Annotated in this window: 20 protein-coding genes and 2 pseudogenes; 4 read left to right on the forward strand and 18 right to left on the reverse strand. The window is 64.2% G+C overall.

What is annotated here, in order from left to right; translation table 11 throughout:
* Positions 1-153 precede the first annotated feature (153 nt).
* Positions 154-1,479 carry an IS5 family transposase gene (locus EHV23_RS08440; protein ID WP_125095691.1) on the forward strand — a complete coding sequence of 442 codons (1,326 nt, stop codon included), beginning with the start codon at positions 154-156 and terminating at the stop codon, positions 1,477-1,479.
* 233 nt (positions 1,480-1,712) lie between these two features.
* A complete protein-coding gene (locus EHV23_RS08445) occupies positions 1,713-1,976 on the forward strand; it encodes a hypothetical protein (RefSeq protein WP_125095692.1) in 264 nt (87 codons plus the stop codon).
* A 220-nt stretch (positions 1,977-2,196) separates the two neighbouring features.
* On the opposite strand, the gene EHV23_RS08450 is transcribed toward EHV23_RS08445, so the two are convergent.
* The 17 genes and pseudogenes from EHV23_RS08450 to EHV23_RS08525 form a co-directional block, all read right to left on the reverse strand.
* Positions 2,197-2,766, reverse strand: a complete 570-nt coding sequence (locus tag EHV23_RS08450; protein ID WP_125095693.1) for a hypothetical protein — start codon at positions 2,764-2,766, stop codon at positions 2,197-2,199.
* Positions 2,763-3,758, reverse strand: coding sequence for a FecCD family ABC transporter permease (locus EHV23_RS08455; RefSeq protein WP_125095694.1), 996 nt, complete (start codon positions 3,756-3,758; stop codon positions 2,763-2,765). The genes EHV23_RS08450 and EHV23_RS08455 overlap by 4 nt, the downstream gene beginning before the upstream one ends.
* Positions 3,759-3,782: 24 nt before the next feature.
* Positions 3,783-4,361, reverse strand: a complete 579-nt coding sequence (locus tag EHV23_RS08460; protein ID WP_125095695.1) for a hypothetical protein — start codon at positions 4,359-4,361, stop codon at positions 3,783-3,785.
* A 181-nt stretch (positions 4,362-4,542) separates the two neighbouring features.
* A complete protein-coding gene (locus EHV23_RS15575) occupies positions 4,543-4,701 on the reverse strand; it encodes a hypothetical protein (protein ID WP_203229047.1) in 159 nt (52 codons plus the stop codon).
* Positions 4,702-4,731: 30 nt separating this feature from the next.
* Positions 4,732-4,875: pseudogene (locus EHV23_RS16620) on the reverse strand (heme/hemin ABC transporter substrate-binding protein); the annotation flags it as partial.
* Positions 4,876-5,024: 149 nt separating this feature from the next.
* A pseudogene (locus tag EHV23_RS16625) lies at positions 5,025-5,570 on the reverse strand (ABC transporter substrate-binding protein); the annotation flags it as partial.
* Between the two features lie 133 nt (positions 5,571-5,703).
* Positions 5,704-6,909 carry a hemin-degrading factor gene (locus EHV23_RS08475; RefSeq protein WP_158615895.1) on the reverse strand — a complete coding sequence of 402 codons (1,206 nt, stop codon included), beginning with the start codon at positions 6,907-6,909 and terminating at the stop codon, positions 5,704-5,706.
* A gap of 232 nt (positions 6,910-7,141) precedes the next feature.
* Positions 7,142-8,515, reverse strand: a complete 1,374-nt coding sequence (locus EHV23_RS08480; RefSeq protein ID WP_238990395.1) for an HmuY family protein — start codon at positions 8,513-8,515, stop codon at positions 7,142-7,144.
* 234 nt (positions 8,516-8,749) lie between these two features.
* Positions 8,750-10,696 carry a TonB-dependent receptor plug domain-containing protein gene (locus tag EHV23_RS08485; protein ID WP_238990396.1) on the reverse strand — a complete coding sequence of 649 codons (1,947 nt, stop codon included), beginning with the start codon at positions 10,694-10,696 and terminating at the stop codon, positions 8,750-8,752.
* Positions 10,697-11,165: 469 nt separating this feature from the next.
* Positions 11,166-11,594 (reverse strand): entericidin A/B family lipoprotein, encoded by a 429-nt coding sequence (locus EHV23_RS16630; RefSeq protein WP_420813049.1) that lies wholly within the window; start codon positions 11,592-11,594, stop codon positions 11,166-11,168.
* A gap of 208 nt (positions 11,595-11,802) precedes the next feature.
* Positions 11,803-11,931, reverse strand: a complete 129-nt coding sequence (locus EHV23_RS08495; protein ID WP_125095699.1) for an entericidin A/B family lipoprotein — start codon at positions 11,929-11,931, stop codon at positions 11,803-11,805.
* Between the two features lie 285 nt (positions 11,932-12,216).
* The gene (gene pyrC / locus EHV23_RS08500) at positions 12,217-13,308 is read right to left on the reverse strand and encodes a dihydroorotase (RefSeq protein ID WP_125095700.1); all 1,092 of its coding nucleotides are present in this window, start codon (positions 13,306-13,308) and stop codon (positions 12,217-12,219) included.
* A gap of 17 nt (positions 13,309-13,325) precedes the next feature.
* Positions 13,326-13,700 carry a hypothetical protein gene (locus tag EHV23_RS08505; protein ID WP_125095701.1) on the reverse strand — a complete coding sequence of 125 codons (375 nt, stop codon included), beginning with the start codon at positions 13,698-13,700 and terminating at the stop codon, positions 13,326-13,328.
* Between the two features lie 3 nt (positions 13,701-13,703).
* Positions 13,704-14,525, reverse strand: a complete 822-nt coding sequence (locus EHV23_RS08510; protein WP_125094679.1) for an IS3 family transposase — start codon at positions 14,523-14,525, stop codon at positions 13,704-13,706.
* Positions 14,522-14,836 (reverse strand): DUF1153 domain-containing protein, encoded by a 315-nt coding sequence (locus EHV23_RS08515; RefSeq protein WP_125095702.1) that lies wholly within the window; start codon positions 14,834-14,836, stop codon positions 14,522-14,524. The genes EHV23_RS08510 and EHV23_RS08515 overlap by 4 nt, the downstream gene beginning before the upstream one ends.
* Positions 14,837-14,873: 37 nt before the next feature.
* Positions 14,874-15,500 carry a hypothetical protein gene (locus tag EHV23_RS08520; protein ID WP_125095703.1) on the reverse strand — a complete coding sequence of 209 codons (627 nt, stop codon included), beginning with the start codon at positions 15,498-15,500 and terminating at the stop codon, positions 14,874-14,876.
* A gap of 235 nt (positions 15,501-15,735) precedes the next feature.
* Positions 15,736-16,950 (reverse strand): hypothetical protein, encoded by a 1,215-nt coding sequence (locus tag EHV23_RS08525; RefSeq protein ID WP_125095704.1) that lies wholly within the window; start codon positions 16,948-16,950, stop codon positions 15,736-15,738.
* A gap of 821 nt (positions 16,951-17,771) precedes the next feature.
* Between EHV23_RS08525 and EHV23_RS08530 the strand changes: the two genes are divergently transcribed.
* Both EHV23_RS08530 and EHV23_RS08535 read left to right on the forward strand, forming a co-directional pair.
* Complete coding sequence (locus EHV23_RS08530) at positions 17,772-19,013, forward strand: endonuclease/exonuclease/phosphatase family protein (RefSeq protein ID WP_125095705.1); 1,242 nt, start codon at positions 17,772-17,774, stop codon at positions 19,011-19,013.
* A gap of 142 nt (positions 19,014-19,155) precedes the next feature.
* Positions 19,156-19,590, forward strand: a complete 435-nt coding sequence (locus EHV23_RS08535; RefSeq protein WP_125095706.1) for an acyl-CoA thioesterase — start codon at positions 19,156-19,158, stop codon at positions 19,588-19,590.
* 11 nt (positions 19,591-19,601) lie between these two features.
* Here EHV23_RS08535 and EHV23_RS08540 read toward each other — a convergent pair whose 3' ends face one another.
* A complete protein-coding gene (locus EHV23_RS08540; protein WP_238990397.1) occupies positions 19,602-20,114 on the reverse strand; it encodes a GNAT family N-acetyltransferase in 513 nt (170 codons plus the stop codon).
* Positions 20,115-20,250 lie beyond the last annotated feature (136 nt).

Raw genomic sequence — 20,250 nt, forward strand, 5'->3', positions numbered from 1 at the left:
GTGCAACCGCACAGACGACAGCCATACCAAGTCCATCCTGAACAACCCGCTTCGCCCCTTGATTCCCAGTGCCTGAGCCCGGGACCCCCCCTGCAGAGATTGCAGGATTTGCGATCATAGGGCTCGTTTTCTTGCAAATTCTCCGGGGTTCTCATGGGTCCAAAGTCATCACAACCACAGACTGGCGAGCTGTTCGGGTATCCGCTGCGCGATCACCTGAACCTGAAGCATCCGCTGATCCTGCTGGGCGACCGGATCCAGTGGGAGCGCATCGATGAACTGGTGGCGGATCAGTTCAAGTCCCGTACAGGGCGGCCCGCCACGTCCCCTCGTCTGATTGCGGGGCTGCTGTATCTGCAGCACGCCTTCGATCTGTCTGATGAAGAAGTGGTGGCAACCTGGGTGGAGAACCCGTACTGGCAGGTCTTCACCGGGGAGACCTACCTGCAGACCAGGCCGCCGATTGATCCGTCCAGCCTGACGCGCTGGCGCAAAAGGCTGGGCGAGGCTGGCGTGGAAGAGATGCTGTCTTTGACGCTGGTTCTGGCGCAGGAACTTGGCATGCTCAAGGAATCCAGCTTCAAGACGGTGATCGTGGACACGACGGTCATGCCGAAGGCGATTGCGCATCCAACGGATTCCCGGCTTCTGGAACGTACCAGACAGCATCTGGTCAAGGCTGCCAGGGCGTGTGGCCTGAAACTGCGGCAGAGCTACAGTCGTGTGGCCCCTCAGCTGGCGAGGCAGGTGGGCCGCCATGCGCATGCGAGACAGTTCAAGCGGATGCGAAATGTGCTCGGCAAGCTGCGCAAACGGGTCGGGCGTATATGGCGGGATATCGACCGGCAACGAGAGCAGGTGACCGGCCCATTGCGTCAATGGCTTGATGACCTGATGGCACGGGCCGAACGGATTCTGACGCAGCAGCCGAAAGACAGGAACAAGCTGTACGCACTGCATGCGCAGGAGGTGGAGTGCATCAGCAAGGGCAAGGCCCGAAATCCCTACGAGTTCGGTGTCAAGGTCTCGATCACCACGACGCACAGGGAAGGTTTCGTTGTGGGCGCAAGATCGATGCCGGGCCGGCCGTACGACGGCCACACCCTGTACGAAGCACTGGAGCAAGCGTCGATTGTGGGAGATTGCCGTATCGACACTGCCGTTGTGGACAAGGGCTATCGCGGTGCTGACGTGCCGGGCGTGAGAATCCTGCGATCAGGACAGAGGCGAGGCGTGACCCGGGGACTGAAGGCGATGATCAGACGCCGCAGCGCCATCGAACCGACGATAGGTCACATGAAGACCGATGGCAAACTTGACCGGAACTGGCTCAAGGGGGCATTGGGAGATGCACTTCACGCAGTGCTGTGCGGTGCCGGACACAACATCCGGCTGCTGCGTTTTTGCGCTTTCATTTTGCTGTCGATTCTGGCCTGTGTACGGCTGATGCTGCCGGATCGGTCGGAAATGACGTTGTAGGCGGTGGAGCGCAGCGCCAACCCGGTCGGTTCAGACTTCAGGCCACTCGACAGGAGCCCGTTCAACGGCAGGCTGGCGGGCGGATTCTGGGTTGTTCAGGACCGACTAATGAGGAGCAACTGAAGCAGGGTCTGGGAGCACATGTCGGAGAAGGATATTTCCAGGCCAATGGACAGACAATCCCTATTCCTGTTCCGGTATTCTCCCGCCTGGACGTCGGCGGCAACATGTTCATGGTCCTGAACCTGATGCGTCGTTATCCAACCCCGATTGGTGTAACTCAAACCGTTGAACCATTGCAAAGCTTCCGTACCCAACAGGCAGTCTTCAAGTTCAACTCCTCGGCCCAGACCATCGACATCTACCAGTACAACACGGACAGTGCCTTTGGTACGGGACCTTTGGATGACACCTGCTATGTAAACTTCCGCAACGGATTCGGCAAGGAAGCGACGACGGAGCAACCTGGCATCAACGCATCAGATTCGAGCAACTGAGTCTGCGCAGCGCGTCATCGTACAGACGCGCATAAAGTGCACTGACGCATAACAGAAGGCCGGCGCTTGCGCCGGCAAAGACAGATGTACCAGTCTGCGGGGCGAAAGCCCCGCTTTTCATTGTGCGCTACGCAAACACACAATGCGGACGCCCAATTCGGCGTACATCCATCAACTTTCGTCTTCCCCCCGACGCTCACCATCAGCGGCAAAAACCTGATCACCGATCAGTCCGATGGTCGCTCTCACCGGAAGGCTGGACCTTCTCCTTCAGCGCGGCCATCATGGCCTGCGGATCGGTGACCTGAAGCAGGATCAGGGCACCTGCCCGTGCACCCGGTACCGTTGCACTGCCTTTCACGTAAATACCGAGGTTCGGGCTGGGGACGGCCTCCACATAGCACGGCACGCTGGCATCGCAACTGATCCAGCCCGCGTAGATGGAACCAGGAATCGCCATCCCATTGGTCTTGTTACGCAGCCTGGGCGCCTCGGCGCGAGACGCATACACAACAACATCCTCGATGGCATCGTAAGGCACCCGCATCTCGCTGTAACCACGAATATGCAGGCCATCCGCCTCCAGTGATACATCGCGTCGCATGACAGTGAAAACCATCAATCCGAACACGAAAAGCACGATGACGACAGCCAGCGGGAATATCCACGATTTCTTCTTTTCATCGGCACGAACGATGATGTGGACGAAAAGCAGGGGCAGTATGCCCAGGATCAGAAAGATTCCGCCTATGACAGCCCAGACACCCCAACCCACCCCTACCAGATTCATGACCGCGTCTCCTGCCGAATCAGCATGAACAGCACCGGCGCTCCCAGCAGCGCCGTGACGATGCCGATGGGCAGTTCCGCCGGCAGTACCACCAGCCGGGCCACCCAGTCGGCCAGTGTGAGAATCAGCGCCCCCGCCAGCAGCGACAGGGGCAACAGTGCGCGATGTTCAGCCCCCGCCACCAGCCGGATCAGGTGTGGCACCATCAGGCCCACGAATCCGATGGTGCCCGACACCGCCACCAGCGGCCCCACCAGCAAGGTGACCAGCAGAATCAGCCGGCCACGCAGCCTGTCCAGATCGAAACCCAGATGCATGGCCTCGCGCTCGCCCAGCAGCAGTGCGTTGAGCGCCCGCCACTGCCAGAGCAGTAACACCAGCAGCCCAAGGGTCCAGGGGGCCAGCCACGCCAGCATGGCCCAGTCGGCCGTGCCCAGACTGCCCAGGTTCCAGAACGTCAGGCTGCGCAACTGGTCGTCCGTGGCCATGTAGGTGAACACGCCGAGCATGGCGCCCCCAAAGGCGTTGATGGCAATGCCCGCCAGCAGGATGCCCGCCGAACCCGGCGCCTTGCGTCCGAGCGCCCAGGCCGCCAGCGTGGCCAGCAGACTGCCGGCAAAGGCCGCCCCCGCCAGCACCAGCGGCTGCTGGCCGTACCCCAGCACGATGGCGCCCACCGCCCCCACGGCACCGCCCACCGATACCCCCACCAGCCCCGGCTCGGCCAGCGGGTTACGAAACAGGGCCTGCATCACCGCCCCCGCCACGGCCAGCGCGCCTCCCACCAGCAGGCCCAGCGCAATGCGGGGCAGGCGGATGTCGAGCAGTACGCCGCGCCAGAGGCTAAGCTGGGGATTGGGGGCTGGCATCAGCAACTCAGGCAACGCCTCCAGCGGAATGCGCACCGCCCCGCTCAGCGCAGAACCGGTAGCCGACAGCACCAGCAGCGCGGCCAGCGTGATCAGAAGGAGCGTGAAGCGGGCGGGTTTCATTGGCTTGCCGGAAATATCCGGGCGTCAGCCACCCGGGGCACCATGAGCTGCCGGCACATTGCTATTCTCCGGCACGCCCTTCTCCTTCAGTGCCGCCGCCATCGCCTGCGGATCGGTCACTTCCAGCAGGATCAGGGCACTGCCCTTCGAGCCCGTCACGGTGGCGCTGTTTTTCAGGTAGATACCGATGTTGGGCGTGGGAACGGCTTCCACATAGCACGGCACTTTTGCATCGCAGGCAATCCAGCCCGAATGGATCAGGCCCGGAATGGCCAGGCCACTGACCTTGTTGCGCAGCTCGGGCGCCGCCGTCCTGACCGGATACACCACCACCCGCTCCATGTCGGCATAGGGCACGGCAAACTGGGCGTAACCGCTGAGCTGCAGGCCCTGTTCATCCAGCGCCACATCCCGCCGCAGCACGGACATGATCATCAGGCCAAAGGCGCAGATCACCACGATCACCGCCAGCGGAAACACCCAGGTTTTCTGCTGCGGATCGTTCCGTCCCATCTTTCGGACGAGTGCCAGCGCAAACAGGGCAATCACGAACAGCCCACCCATGACGCCCCAGACGCCCAGACCCACACCCACCAGATTCATGTCTGTATTTCCCTCTGCAGCACCCGCTGCCTTTGATTGCCGTATGCCGACCGCCGAATGCGATCTGATTTTCCCGACCGGATGTCCTTTTGCCTGTGGAAGCATCGACCTCGGCTCGTCAGTCCCGGTACGACCCATCCGCAACATTCGGTCCGAAGACGTTCACCCCGGCGCAACCGGTTCATCGGGGCGTCCGGCCCACCACATGGCCAGCATCCGCATAGCCCTGGGCCGGCCCAAGATCGGATAGCCCCTCGCTGATCTGCTGCAGCGCCTCGCCCACACGCAGGCCAAAGCCCAGCAGCAGCATGTCATCGAGCACGATGATATGACGGTTCACCGCCGCCGGTGTGCTGGCAATGCCGGGCTGCGCGGCATAGGCTGCCAGCCCGCCATCGCCCAGCGACAGGCGTGACGTGATGATGGCATCGGGCTGCAACGCGGCCACGGCCTCGGCCGACATCGGCTTGTAGCCCTTGTGGCTGCCGGCCAGCAGGTTGGTGGCACCCACCATCTGCAGCAGCGCGTCGATGGCGGTATCGCGCCCTGCATCCGCCCCACGTGGTTGCTCAGGGCCACCACCCGCGCCGGGCGTTTGATGCGGGTGGCATCGGCCACCTGCCTGCGCAGTTTCTTCACCAGCGCCTCGCCCTCGGGCTTTCTGTCGAGAACCTTCGCCAGTTCGGTGATGCGTTCGACCAGATGATCCAGGTCGGGCTTCAGCGCGATCAGCTCCAGCGGAATGCCCAGCTTCTTCAGCCCGTCCAGCGCCTGTGGCGGACCGGATTCGGCTGCGGCAATGACCAGATCGGGGTGCAGCGAGGCCACCCCTTCCACGGAAAACCCGCGGTAGTAGCCCGCCTGCGGCAACTGGCGCGCCTCCGGTGGATAGAGGCTGGATGCGTCGGTACCCACAAGCTGGTCACCCGCCCCCAGCGCGTAGATGATTTCGGTCAGCGTGCCACCCATCGAAACGATGCGACGGGGAGCGTGACCGGCACGCGTCCCTCCGGACACGGCGTAATGGCCTGCCCCTCCCTGAGTCCCGCTGACACCGGAGGCGCCAACATGGGAGGCACCAGCACTGGCCGTACTGGCCGGCCCACCTGCCAATCCCCACCCGGCCCGGGTCAGCAGGGCAGCACCCAGCAAACCCCGCAGCAGGCTGCGTCTCCGGTCAGGCAACGATACCTGCATCCTGTCGGTCATGGCATGTCCTCCTCATGGATGGAATGAAGAAGCGAATACGGCTGCCCCATGCGCCCCGCGCTGGCCCCGAATTCGCGTACTGACAGGGCGCCGTACGCAGGCATGGCACCGAGCCCTCCCTGCCTGCATCGTATCAACGATGCAGCGGCTTCGCGCACAGGCCCTCCATCAGCGCGCGCCATGCCTTCAGCTCGGGGTTGCCCGGTTTGCGCAAGCCAAAGAACTGCACGATGATGTCGCCATTGTCGGCGTACAGCTCCAGCGAAGTCACCGGACCATCGTCCGTGGGACGGTTGACCACCCACGACGACACGGCGGCATCCGTATTGACGTGCAGGTTGAAGTTCGGGTCCAGGATGTTGAACCACGGACCGGCCCGCATCAGTTTCTTCACCGTGCCCCCATGGATCTGCACGGCAGCATGGTTGCCGGCAAACACCATGATCGGCAGCTCGTGTTCCGACGCGTACTGCAGCACCTTCTCGATGGCCAGCAGGTCGGTCTGCTGGCACAGATCCTCACCCACGTTGGCCAGCGCCGTGATGCGGCTCAGCTTCAGCTCCTGCAGCATGGGCCAGAGCTGGTGCGGATCGGTCATGGCCAGCCAGCGGTTGCGCAGGTGCAGGCGGGCGGCCTCGTCCAGCGTGGCACCATGGTCGGTCACCGCTGGTTTGAGCGGCTCGAATACCGGCGCATCACGCACCGCCAGCAGGGCTGCCGCCTGCTCCGGCGTGATGCCAGCGGCCTGGGCGGCAGCCCCCACCGAAACGGCCGCCGCCGAAGGCGCTCCCGCCCCGGCGGCCACCGCGGCGCTAGCAGCCTGCACAGGCGAAGGATCGGCTGCCTGTGCACCCCGGCCAGCCGCAGGCGCCAGCGCAAATTCATCCACCAGTTTCTGCCAGGCGGCCAGATCGGTGTCGTCCGTCTGGAAGATTTTCTGGATGGCCACGCCCTCCCGGTCGAAGAACTGCAGGCTGATGCGACCGTTGTCGTTCACCTCCCATGCACGGGTCCATTTGCTGAAGAAAAGCCGCAGGTCGATGTCGGTGCCCAGCACCAGACCCACCTTCGGGTTGACTTCCACCATCTGGAACTGGCCGTAGCGCTCGTGCACGGCCCATTCATTGCGGGTCAGGCACAGGATGCGCCCCAGACTGCCCAGCTTCGGACAGATCTCCACCGGCTTGCAGGCGATGGGCCGGGCCGTCACGCCCAGCTGGCGCGCCACCAGTTCGCCCTCGGTCACGCGCAGCTTTCTGGCACGGTCGCGAATGCGCATGCCCTGCGCTTCGGCCATCAGCGCGTCATGCCGCGCGGCAAGGTCCTTGAATGTGTCCATGTCGATCCTTGTAATGCAGAGGGAAGCGGAAAACCCACCCTTCATTCGCCCTGCCCGGCGCGCCGGCATCCATGCACCGGCCAGCCGGCGTGCCCGGATACCTGCGAGCGTACCCGGGCAATGGTGTACCGAAGTGCCAGGCCGGGACGGCGGATGGTGCAGCGCGCGCCAGATGCCCAGGCAGTGACGTACCGAAGCATCAGAGCACAGGGCCTCCCCGGCCATCCCGCGCTTACTTCGCGGCGCCCGGCTGCACGTCGAACTCGAACGTCCAGGTCTGCTGCGAGGTGGCGCTGGCGGTATCGGCGTAGTCGATCTTCGTCAGGTGGAAGCGGGCAAAACTGGCCCCGTCACCGCCCCTGATCATCGCCCCCTCGCCGGGGTCGGCACCCAGCGTATGGGCCGTGGCCGGCAGGCCGGCGGCCTGGGCCAGGGCGGCCGTCGGATAATACTTGAACCAGCCATAGTCGAAGCTGCCACTGCTTTCGCGCTCGGCCTTCGGATTCAGGCGCGAGCCCGCTTCGTCGGCCTGCCACTGGACCGTGGCCGGGATGGCGGCCGAAGCCAGATACGACAGCGTGGAATCCGGCGTGGCGGCAATCAGCGCCGACGCAATGGCATCACCATCGGCCTCGTACAGGCCGGCCGGAACGATGCCCACGGCCGAACCCAGCGTGCCGGTGCTGTTCAGGCGCATGCGATAGCGGTTGAAGGCAATGTGCCATGTGCCGTTCTCGGAGGCCACTTCGGTGCCGGTTTCGAGGTTGAAGTACACCCACTTGTCGTTGTGGGCATCGAGCTGCACCTCACGCACCTGCTCGCCCCCGGAGGCCGAGCGGTTCACCCAGCGGAACTTCGGATAGCCCGATTCCGTGCCGGACGTGCCGCCGTAGTAACCCGTCACCTGCAGCGCGTACACCGGCGAGGCCACGGTACCGGCCGTGCTGTTGCTGGCCTTGTCGGTGGTGACGAGGAACACGCGATACGACGGGTACAGTTTGTGATCGGTGGCGCCGCCCAGACCATATTCGAAGGCAGCCGAATCGATGGCATTGGTGCCGCTGAAGGTGCCGCTCGCGGCGTCTGCAAAATAGATGCGCGACGGCGGCTGCTGCCCTTCGCCCGGAACCTTCGTGCCGGTTTCCCACTTCAGCAGGTCGGCCCAGTCGATCAGGCCAGTACCCTTGCCCGCGTACACGCCACCCTGACCGGTGCCGCTGACACCACTGTTGGTGAACAGCTTCGGCGTGCCACGCCCGGTCGGCGCCGTCAGTTTCACGTCCCAGGCCGTGCCCGTGCAGCCCGCCACCTCGGTGGCCCCCTCGAAGTCGTAGCAGACCGACTGGCCGGCCGCCGGCATGGCCACCTTCCAGGTGGCCTTCTGCGTGAACTGGTTGCCGGTGGTGGTGCCGGTGGTGCCCGTCGAATCCGTACTGCCGGTGGAGCCGGTGGTACCGGTCGTGCCGCTGCTGTTGCTGGCGCCGGAACTGCCGGTATTGGTGGAGGGGGTGGAATCCCCACCGCCACCGCCGCAGGCGGCCAGCAGCACCGCCAGTGCACCTGCCGTCAGAACCAGTTTGCCCGACTGTTTGATCGATTTGTTCAAGATGTCACCTCGAAGGGGAATGGTGGGCGCCCGCCCCCGCCCCTGCCCGAATGGCACGGCGGCGCAGACGGCACCCCGATCGTTGAAGGAAGACTGAAAGAGAGAAGCATCACGAGAAACCATCATGGGAACATCTCAGGGAGCAGGCCATAGCCGTGCGCCGACAGGATGCCGCACACCTGTCATGCACATCGGTCTGTCAGGGCAACTCCCCCGTTTGCCCATGACGGGCCATCATTCATTGCCGCCAAAGCCATACCGCAGCCCCACCATCACCATCCGGCCGGAAATCGGCCCCAGCTGGTGGGTCTGCGAGAAGTCACGCTGCTTGCCGAACAGGTTGTCCACCCGCAGGAAGGCCGACAGGTCAGGCGTCAGCCCCTGCTGCAGGTTCAGGTCCACCACCGTCCAGGGATCGGAGCGCAGGTTGCTGGCCGTGTCCGACAGCTCGCTGCCCTGATGGCGCACCCGCACCGTCAGCTGCGTGGTTTCGGTGGCCTGCCAGTCCACCCCCAGCCGGGCGATGCGACGGGGCCGCTGGGCGATTTCCCGGCCGGTGGCAAGGTCGCGCGTGCGCCCCAGCGTGAGGCCGGCATCGATGCGCCAGCGGGCATCCGGCTGCCAGACGATGTCGGTTTCCACCCCGTGCGTGCGGGCACGGGCCACGTTGTCGTAGGTATAGACGGAGATGCCGTTCTCTTCGCGGGCGTTGTCGCGGTCGGTTTCGATCAGGTCCTTCACGCGGTTCAGGTAGGCATTCACATCCACCGTCCACTGCCTGCCCAGTGCCAGCACGGCTCCCAGCTGGAAGCTGGTGGACGATTCGGGATTCAGGTCCGGGTTGCCCACCACCTTGTAGCCCAGCGCGCTGTGATCGAACAGGTAGTGGCGCTCCTTCAGGTTGGGCACCCGGTAGCCCTGTCCCACGCTGGCCCGCAGCGTGAGGGAATCGTCCGCCTGCTGCCAGACCCGGCCCCGAACCGCCAGCTTCGGTGCCCAGTGCTGGCCGAAGTCGGAATCGTCCTGCCAGCGCACACCGGGCACCAGCTCCCAGGCCGGTGTGAGAAACAGGTCGCCCTGCAGGAACAGCTCCTGGTTGTGGCGCCGCACCTTGCCATCGGCCTGCAGTTCGGACTTGCCGTTCTGCGTCTGTGCCAGCGCCTCGCGGTGCAAATCGGCCCCCACCTGCCACTGCTGGTCCTGCACCGGCGGCAGATCGAGCTGCAGGCTCAGGTGGTTCATGCGCTGCTGCGAATGCCGGTCGATGGTGCGGACACCGTTGGACAGGGTCTGGCTGTGGGTTTTGTAGTCTTCGTTCACGCCGCGCACATCCAGCACCGCCCCCTGGCCGAAGCGATGCCGGCCGCCCAGCGCCAGCCGGTTGCGACCGATGTCTTCCGTCTTGTGCTGCGGCACCCGCACGGGCGGCACGAAGGTGGTGAAGCGCTGCAGGTCGTGTTCCTCGTAGCGACCGAATTCGGCCGACAGCCCGGTCTGCGCCGTGGCCTGCCAGAACACGCGGCCCGTGGCCTGTTCGCGACGGATACGGTCGCCCTGGCGGGTCCAGCCGGACGGATCCGGCGAAAAACCCTGGTCACTCAGCCGGTCGTAGGCCAGACGGCCCCGCAGATTTTCGGTACCGCCCTGCACATGAGCCTGCAGCTGCTTCACCGCCGCCGACATCCGCTTGCCGGAATCGTTCTGGCGCCCGCGCGTGCCGACGCCCATCTGGATGGCGCCCTGCACGCCCGTGGCCGGCCGGCGCGTGATGACGTTGACCACGCCTCCCATGGCCGCACTGCCGTACTGGGCCGATGCCGCCCCCTTGACCACCTCCACCCGCTCCACGTCACTGAGCAGATACTGGCTGAGATCCACCGACGAACCGGTACTGGCCGAGATGGGCAGGCCATCGATGAGCACCAGCACCTGATCACCCGCCAGCCCCTGCATGACCAGCGAATAGCCGGACTTGCCGTGCAGTTCCTGCAGCTGCAGGCCGTTGATGTTGGCCAGCGCCTCCTTCAGCGTCTGGGCGCCGGTGGCGCGGAGTTCTTCGGTACTGACCACCTCCGTGCGCACGGGCGCCTCGTCACGCGCCTTTTCCGTGCGGGTGCCGGTGACCACCACGTCCTTCAGGCGGGTGGCGCCAACATGGCCGGAGGCCGGATCTGCAGCCATGGTGGCCGGCGGCAGACTGCCCCAGACGCCCGCCAGGGCAAGAATCAGCGCGCGTCGTCTCCAGACCGAAGGAGCGCCAGACCTCCGGGTACGGCAAACTGTTGCAGACATGGAAAGGAAGGGCAAACGTAAACGGCGTAAAGCAAATAGCGAGCAACCCGTATTGTAGTAAGTATTCTTATTAACTATTGTGCGAAGCGCAAGCCTCTGCGCTGTGCATCACACCCAGCTGTCAAAGGGGCCGACCCGTTGGGCGTGCAGGACAGGGCGGCAGGGTCACAGAATTCCCGAAGGCTTCAAGGCATTGCCAACAGGGTCAGGCACACCGAAGAGGGTTCCCCTCCGGGCTGCTCTCAACAGCAAAACGGCCTCCGCACCCCACCCTCCCCAATGATGTAGGGTGGGCAGGCAACGGAGGCCGCGGGTACAGGCGGCGCAAACCGCCTGCATCAGGCTTTTGCCGGCAGGCTTACTTGCTGAGGGAGCCTTTCACCTTGTTCTTCACCTGCGAGGCTTTTTCCTTGGTTTTGTCCCACAGCGAGGGATCGGAAGAGGTGCTGCTGTCCGAACCGCTGGTCATGCTTTCGGTGGGCTGGGCGGTGGAACCCGAGGTGCTGTCCATCGACTCGTGCTTCATGGTGTCGGCCGAGCCTTCGCTACCCATGCTGCTGTGATCGTGAACCATGGCGCCCTGGTCGGTACCCATGGTGCCTTGATCGCCACCCATCGAGCCGTGATCGTGGCCGGTGGTTTCGCTGGAACCATTTTTGACATCGTCAGCTTTCTTTTCCAGCTTCTCGCCGCCTTTCTTGATATCGGCGCCCATGCCGGACATCGTGTTGCAGCCGGCCAGAACGACGGTAGCGCCCAGCAGGGCAGCGGTCAGTTTCTTGATCATGTCGAAATCTCCTCGATCCTGTAGATAAGATGCAGTGGGAATAGATGGGCCAGTATGCCAAGCTCCGTGCATGCGGGCACAAAAAACCCCATGTACCACTGGGGCAGCATGGGGTGACACGATCGTTTGCAATCTATACCGGCCATGATCTGTACCGGCCATGGCCTGTCAGCCGGCCGTATCAGGGCATGTCATGGACGCACGCGTTCTACCGGTCGGCGGCCTTTTCCAGCTTTTCACCGCCGGCCTTGATGTCCTTGCCCATACCAGCCATGGTGTTGCAACCCGCCAGCAGCACGGCAGCGCCCAGCAGGGCAGCGGTCAGATATTTGATCATGAGGGTTCTCCTGCAGAGGAATGAGATCGATACCGGCCAACTGGCTTCGCAGGAAACGCGCAGCACATCCTGTCTCTGCGGACTGCCGTTCTTCCTGCCGGCGGCGGGCATTTTCTCATTCCGGGGGGCGTTCATTGCGGCACGTGCGCGACAGACTGGCTGAATACGGCATTTTTGCCACAATCCCGACGTCAGTGGCGTCGACACAAGCCGGCGCTGTCGGACGCCAGCGCGTGTACGAACCCGTTCATACCCGCGCTGGCCCCGGAAATGAAAGAAAGCGGATCAAGCGCTGCGCCCCGGCGCCACCACCTGCCACGGCAGCGTCTCGCCGGCGGCCAGCGGCACGATCTCGGTACCGGCAAAGGGCAGGCTTTCAGGAATGGTCCAGTTCTCGCGCTTCAGCGTGATGGTGCCCCCGTTCAGCGGCCGGCCGAAGAACTGCGCACCATGCACGCTGGCAAAGTTTTCCAGTCTGTCCAGAGCACCTGCCGCCTCGAAGGCCCAGGCATAGAGGGCCAGCGCATGGGGGCCGGTATAGCAGCCGGCACAGGCGGCACCGATTTCCTTCATCATCCGCGCGTGCGGCGCGCTGTCGGTGCCGAGGAAGAAGCGTGGATCGCCACTGGCAGCCACTTCCACCAGCGCCGCGCGGTGGGTTTCGCGCTTGAGCACCGGCAGACAGTACCAGTGCGGCCGCAAGCCGCCCGTGAAGATGGCGTTGCGGTTATAGATCAGATGCTGCGGCGTGATGGTCGCGCCCAGCAGCCCGGGCGCCGCAGTGTCGGCCTTCACGTATTCGGCGGCCTGCCGGGTGGTGATGTGCTCGAACACCACCTTCAGCGTGGGCAGCTTCGTGCGCAGCGGGATCATCACCCGGTCGATGAACACGGCCTCGCGGTCGAATACATCGATGTCCGGATCCGTCACCTCGCCATGCACCAGCAGCGGCAGGCCCGTTTCGGCCATGGCTTCCAGCACCGGCATCACACGGTCGATGGAGCGCACGCCGGCGTCCGAATTGGTGGTGGCCCCGGCCGGATAGAGCTTGACGGCCGCCACCACATCACCGGCCACCGCCTCGCGGATGTCGGCCACCGAGGTCTTTTCGGTGAGGTAGAGCGTCATCAGCGGCTGGAAGCTGTCGGCCTGGGCGCGGTCGATTTCGCCCCGCGCCACGGCGTCGTTCAGCGCCGCGCGAATGCGGTCACGATAGGCCGTGGCCTCGGCCACCGTGGTGACGGGCGGCTTCAGGTTGGGCATGATGATGGCGCGGCCCATCTGCCGGGCACTGGCGGCCACCACGGATTGCAGGGCAGCACCGTCGCGCAGATGCAGGTGCCAGTCGTCGGGGGTGCGGAGGGTGAGTGTGTTCATCCCTCAATGATAGTCGTCTACGGGGCTGACGATGTCCGCCCCCGGGTGCGGATGAGGTTCACGAACTGGGTGCGCATGGCATCGTAGACTTTTACGGCCTCCTCCCCCGCATGGTTCATCGCGTCATCCCGCATGAGTTCCTGCCGGGAAGCGGCACAATGTCCGTCGATGGCGCATCGCTCCATGACGAAGTAGTCTCCGCTCCCGCAATGAACCCCGGTCGCCTCACATACGGCCCCCATCCAGGCCAGCATGGCCACGCCGCCTGCCCAGGATTGCGGATAGACCTCGCCCTGAATTTCGATACGCTCGCCGCTCATGTCGACGAACAGCGAGGGACCAAAGGACTCGAGCAGCAACGGGTCGCTGTAATGACCCAGCGGAACCTGCACAGTTCATGCCGCTAAAGCGTAAGCTTCGGCGGGTGTCTTCATGTTCAGCGCCTGATGTGGGCGCTGCTGGTTGTAGAACCGGATCCAGTCACCCAGTACACGGCTGGCGTGCTGCAGGGATTCGAACCGGTGCCGGTGGGCACACTGCTCCTTGATCGTGCGGATGACCCGCTCGACCATGCCGTTCTGCTCAGGGCTGTGTGGGGTGATGAACTCCTGCTGCAGGCCGTAGCTTCTGACCAGACGGGTATAGCTGCGGCTGGTGAACACCAGGCCATTGTCCGAGCGCAGCAGGAAGGGCCGTGGCACCCGTCCCAGGGTGCCGAACCGTGCGATCAGGGCATGCTCCAGCGCTGCTTCGGGCGTTTTGGCCCGGGCACTGCGCGAGAGCTGCCAGCCCAGCAATTCCCGGCTGTAGCAGTCGATGACGACTGCCAGCGTGCACCACTTGTCCTTGCCGGCCCAGATCCGGCACAGGTCGGTGGCCCAGCGCTCGTTGGGGGCCTGCGCCACGGAGGGCAGTGCCTGAATCCGGGGCCGGAATCCGACGGCCCGTTTACGGACCTGCCAGCCCTTGATCTGGAAGATGCGCTGCACCGTATTCTTGTTCATACCCAGCAACCCCGCTACGGTTCTGTATCCAAAGGAAGGGTTCTCCTCGATCATGGCCTTGACCGGCTCCACAAGCCGCTCCTGCAGCTTCGGCGGTGCCTTGACGGTTCTGTAGTAGAACGTACGCCGGGGTACGCCAAACCAGCGGCACAGCTTGCTGATCGAGACCTTGAAACCGTCTTCTTCCAGTCCCTGGCGGATCGTCTCGATCATTTCTCTGCCTCGTCCAACAGGGATTGCAACTTTTTTCGGGCACGCAGCTCCAGCATCGCCTCGCCGTACGCCTCCTGCAGATCCTTGATCTGCCTCTCGTACTGGCTGTGGATATCCAGCGGATTGGCCTTCAGGGCATTCTCCATGCCCTTCTTGCCATCCTCCACCCAGCTCTCGACCTCCGAAGGGGTGAGGTCGTAGGCCCGGGATGCCTCGGCCACCGTGGTCTTGCCCTGGATGATGTCCAGTACCAGCGCGGTCTTGCGCCGCGCCGTCCACCGTTTGATCTCTTCGTCCATCAACGTGCTCATTGTGCTCTCCTCGTTACGATAACACCTGAGCAGATTTCTACTGGGTCATTACATCGCCGTATGCCAGGACCTGATCACGAATGCGGTCATGCTCAGGGGAATTGAACGCCGACCTGCTCCACACATCGGAGAGAAAAATATCCCGCACGGCACCGGCGGTTCGGGGATCGTGTTCCAGCTCGATTCGTCGCTGCCCCGTCAGCTCGCTGTCGATGAAAGAGGAACACCGCGCACGCCAGCGCTGCCGCGCCTCGATCTGATGCCAGGAATCGGGCTGGGAAAGCGCGTCGAGATCCACCCTGCGTGCATTTGCACATACCTTCAGGATATGCTTGGCGTACAGGCTGGATAGATCCACTGGACTGGAAAGGAGAGACTCAAAAAGAACCCTGTAGTCAGTGGCGTTCTGCAGACGACCATGAAGCCCCTGATCGCTCACTGATGCCGGGACAGCCCCGGAAACCGAAACATCATCTGCGGGATCGGCCGCAACATGTCCGGATGGATACCTGCCCTCCCGAACGACATCTCCCACCCTGAGCGCATGAGCAGCATGTTCCGCTTCGGGAGGCGGATCACGCCGCCAGTCATTCAACAGGAGCAGTCCGGCAAAAGTGATTGCGAACAGGGCAGCCGAAACGAACCAGAACTTCTTTGACCCCATGACATCCGCCCAGATTCACGAAGCTTCACCTTGCCATCAACGCTGGGCGTGTCATGGACTCATGCGTTCGCGTGCCGGCCCCGGCTGTATTCAGACAAGACGCACCGCGCAGACAAGGCTGGTCGTCTTGCCTGGCCTCGTGCAGTAAGCATCCATCGCACAAACAGGATCACGCTCTCCAATGCTGGCCCCGTTTGCCTCACCGGTCGCACGCCACCATGCGACCTCTCAACAATCATCGCTGCCGGTACGCCTCGACAAACCCCGCCACCAGCGCATCGAAGCGTCTGGCCTCGGCCTCGCCCTCATCGGCCAGCACTTCGTCGCGCATCAGCTGCTGGCGCGAGTCCACGCAGTAGCCGTCCTGGGCGCAGCGTGCCAGCACGAAGCGGTCGCCACGACCACACGGTGCCTTTGTGGCTTCGCACATGGCGCTGTACCAGGCGCGCACCCACGTGGTGCCCTTTGCACTGTCGGAGTCCGAGCCCCAGGCAGGCACCCACGGGTATCGGGTTCTATCCTCGGGGGGTTTGGGCACACCGTAGGCTTCCAGCACGATGGGGTCCTGCACGGCCAGAATCGCCTGCTGTTCCGGCGCCCGGTCTTCCGGAGAAAACGGCATGTTCAGCCCGGTACCCGGCTTCGGCCAGCCAAGGTAGCTTTCAACCAGACGCGGGTCCCTGTCCAGCGGGGGCTGGCGGTTCCAGGGCAGCTCATTTTCTGCAAACGAGGCGCAGCGGGCACTCATCAGCTGCCGGGCCTCTTCCTGCTGCGACGAGGTCGGGGGCAGCACGGTGTGTGTGTCATGCTCGTGCGCCCAGCGGATTTCACCACAGGCGTTCAGAATGTAGCTGGCGTAAAAGCCCGATACATCATTGGGATGCGCCAGCAGCGACTCGAACAGCACGCGATAATCGCGCGCCTCCTGCAGCGCCCGGAAATTCTCTGCTGCCTGCGTCCTGCGTTTTGCCGCGACGTGAGCGGCCTGATCAGCTCCGGCGTTCTTTTTCTCACCTGTACCCTTTTGGGCACCTGCCCCCTTGTGGGCATTTCCGGTCTGTTCGTCAGCCACTGTGGCACTGTCACCCGTCGTCGTGCCTTCACCAGTCATGCCGTCGCCCGGTGTGGTTTTGCGGGCCGCTGATGCCGCACCGTCAGGCCCTGCCATCATGCCCCCCGCCGGTGCCGACGGGCTGGATTTCACCGCATAGCGTTTCCTGTCCGCGCATGTGCGCTCACCGGAAAAGGTACTGGCCGAAAACACGCCCGGCGCAAAGGCCCCCGGTGTGACCACACCAGACGCCGGCAGGCAATGCCGGTCAGCATCGGCCAGCAGGGCGGCCTCATTGTCCATGAACTGGCTGCTGCGGACATGGTCCACGTAGCCCAGCCCACCCATCAGGCCAACAATACCCAGCGATGCCGTCCAAAACCCCTTGTGGAATTCCATAGTGCCTCGTGTCTCTCGGTATGCTCTGCAAAAGCCCTGAAGCACTTTGGCCGAGCCATCCCTGATGCCCCACGGCAAACGTCCCGCATCGCAGGCGTCCTGCATCCTGCGGTGCATCCTTCAAAGCGTGCCGCGTGGCGTTTTCGAAAGCCCTGGCAACCATGCTGCGACACGTTTGCCGGGGCGCCCCTGTGTGTGCATGAGGGCATCATCCACCTTGTGGTGGAACGCGTCGCGTTCGTTAGGCACGGCAACAACGACGGGCCGACCAGTGGGCAGCATGGCCATATGGATATCCATCCGGCCGATTGTTTTTCGGAGGTCGGTGCTGGCATCATTCCCGGTCTGGCCGCTGGCTGGCCCGGCGCATGTCATGGAGGCATTCATCCCCGTGCAGGCCCAGATCCGTATGCCGGCCAGGCAGTGCGCCCTGCCAGCAGGGCGCACTGGTACCTCCCGGTCCGGCCACTGTCCGACCTCCCTGGAATGTCCCGATGAACGCCCTGCCCTTCCGCCTGTCTGCTCCGATTTCGGCCCTGATGCTGGGCTTCGCCGTCTGTGCACCGCTGGCCGGCTGTACGTCACCCGATTCGACCGAAACCGAGGCCGTCCATGCCCGAATCATCCGCACAGCAGATACAGCAGCAGGAACAAATAGCACACACGGGAAGCTGCGGGGCCAGCACGGGACGAACCATGCGCGCGCCCACTCCCGAACGAGGGCCGGCGGTCAGGAAGCATCTGATGAAAGCCACGTCACAGCCGCCGGGCGTTCCTGGGTACCAGCTCTCCAGGGTAATGCGTCCGCTCTCCCGGGAGACGTGTCAGCTCCCCCTGCCAACGCAGAAGGCCAAGAGGACCAGCCCGGCCGCAAGCACCGCAAGAAAAAGCGCTCCGGTCGTCACAAACGCGGCGCCGAGCTGCCGGACAATCCGGATGATCCGCACGCCCTGCGCGTCCTGACGCTCAATGCCGAGCACCTGATGTCACCCGCCATTTTCGAAAAATGGCAGGCGTTCTGCGGCCCGCAGGGCTGGAAGGACCGGCGCAGTCATCCGCGGCCGAAGGGTCTGCCCTACTGCGATGCGCTCAACGGCCATGACCAGCAGGGACGGCTGATCTTCGGTCCCCTGCGCACCCGGGACGACCTGCAGGCAAAATACCGGCAGCTGGCACAGCTGGTGCATGGCGCACACCCGGACGTGGTGCTGATGCAGGAAGTGACCGATGCCGCTGCGGTGCGTGAGGTGCTGGGCGACGGCTGGACCATCCACACCACGGCCGAGCTGTGGGAAGGGGGTGCGCAGAATTCGCAGAATCTGGCGGTGGCGTGGCGGCAGGGACATTTTCGTACCGAGCCGCGGGTGGAGGTGATCGGGGAAATCTCTCGCAGTACCGAAGGCCGGCGCATCCGGCCCGGGCTGGCCATGTATCTGCCATTTTCGGCCATCCGTCGAATCAGTGGAGTGAGCGGTGCAGACACGACCGCAGGCACACCGCAGACACTGGCCATCCTGAACGTCCACCTGAAGGCCGGCTGCCGCAACGGCCGGATGGACCGCACGCCCAGTCGCCAGCCCGCGCAGCAATGGCGGCGCCAGAACGCCTGTGAGGTGCTGCAGAACCAGGTGCCGGCAATCGAAGGCTGGCTGGACCGGCAGATCGCCGCGGGCCATGCGGTGCTGGTCAGTGGCGACTTCAACCGCAACCTGCGGGAGGAGCAGAACCGCCAGCTGCCCGCCCGGGGCGATGACAGCCCCGCCTCGTCCCCGCTGCGCCGCGCCGGCGACGCGCAGCGCGTGGCCAGCGTGCTGCCCGAACTGAACGATGGCGACCCCGTGGGCGCCGACCTCGTGCTGATCCGCAGCGGCCCCTACCGGCAGCTGGCGCAGTGTCACAAGTACATCGATCCATTCATTGCCAGCCGCGGGCTGGGCAGCCGGCTGCGGCAGCCGCTGGACGCCCTGCAGGTGCGGGTGATTCCCTTCGAAGCACCACTGTCGCCGGAGCAGCCCCGCCCCAGCGACCATTGCCCGCACCTGCTGGCGCTGCCGCTGCGCTGAGCCGGCCACCCGCTCATGCGCACCCAACGGGATTTCGCGGGGACGAAGCGTCCATGACACGCCCTGAAGGAGGATTTCCTGCGGGCTGGGTTATGCTTGAGGCATCACCAACAACGCTGCATACCCGCAGCACTTCCCTTCCATGAGTGATTCCAGGTCTGCCACTTTTTCCATGCCCGCCCCCGACGGGCTGGCTTCTGGCCGCGTACCGATGCTGGCCGTGGTACCGATGCCGCCCGACAGCAATCCGAACGGTCATGTGTTCGGCGGCTGGCTGATGGCCCAGGCGGACATGGCCGGCGCCCTTCCGGCCATGCGGCGCGCCCGCGCCCGGGTGAGCACGGTGGCCGTCAATTCGATGACGTTCATGGCGCCGGTGTTCGTGGGCGAACGGGTGCTGTTCTACGCCGACGTGGTGCGGGTGGGCAATACGTCCATCACGGTGAAGATCGAGGTCTACACCGAGCGCAACCAGGCCGAACCCGCCACGGTGAAGGTGTCGGAGGCGCAGTTCGTGTATGTGTCGCTGGACGAACACGGCAAACCGCAGCCGGTGGATGGGCCGCGGCCGGCCTGAAGCCGGAAAGATCAGGCGATGTAGGGCGTATCCTTGCCCGGGGCCAGCAGCATCTCGATGTGCGGGATGCCGTCTTCCAGATAGGGCTCGGACACCTGCTGGAACCCGGCGGCCTTGTAGAAGTTGACCAGATGGGCCTGCGCCGACATGCGCAGCGGCAGGCCCGGATACGCCTGCCGGGCGGTCTGCACCGCAAAGCCCAGCAGGGTCTTGCCCAGGCCGTGCTGCCGGAAGGGCTGCGCCAGACACATGCGGCCGATGGACGGGTCGTCGAAACTGGTACCGGGCGACAGGATGCGCGCCGTGGCAATGACATCGAACATCGTGGCCCGGCTGCTGCCGGTGGCACCCCAGGGACGGATGCCCACCACGTGCAGCCCCTGCGGATCCTGGCCGTCCAGGTCCTGATACAGGCACTCCTGCTCGATCATGAAGATGCTGGCCCGCAGTGCCAGTATGCGATAGAGCACGGCCGGATCGAGCGCGTGGAAGGGCATGGCCACCCATTCGATTCCGTTCCTCATGACAGCCCCTGGCAGGCTCGCGCTCAGGCTCCAGGATTCGTGCTTCATTGCTCCTTGCTCCAGTTGTGACATCCCCGCAACACAAAAAAATATCACATATCAGCTGTCAGGCGCATCGACATGGCGCAAGAAAACG

This window comes from Lautropia dentalis, from assembly GCF_003892345.1.
Classification (GTDB): domain Bacteria; phylum Pseudomonadota; class Gammaproteobacteria; order Burkholderiales; family Burkholderiaceae_E; genus Lautropia; species Lautropia dentalis.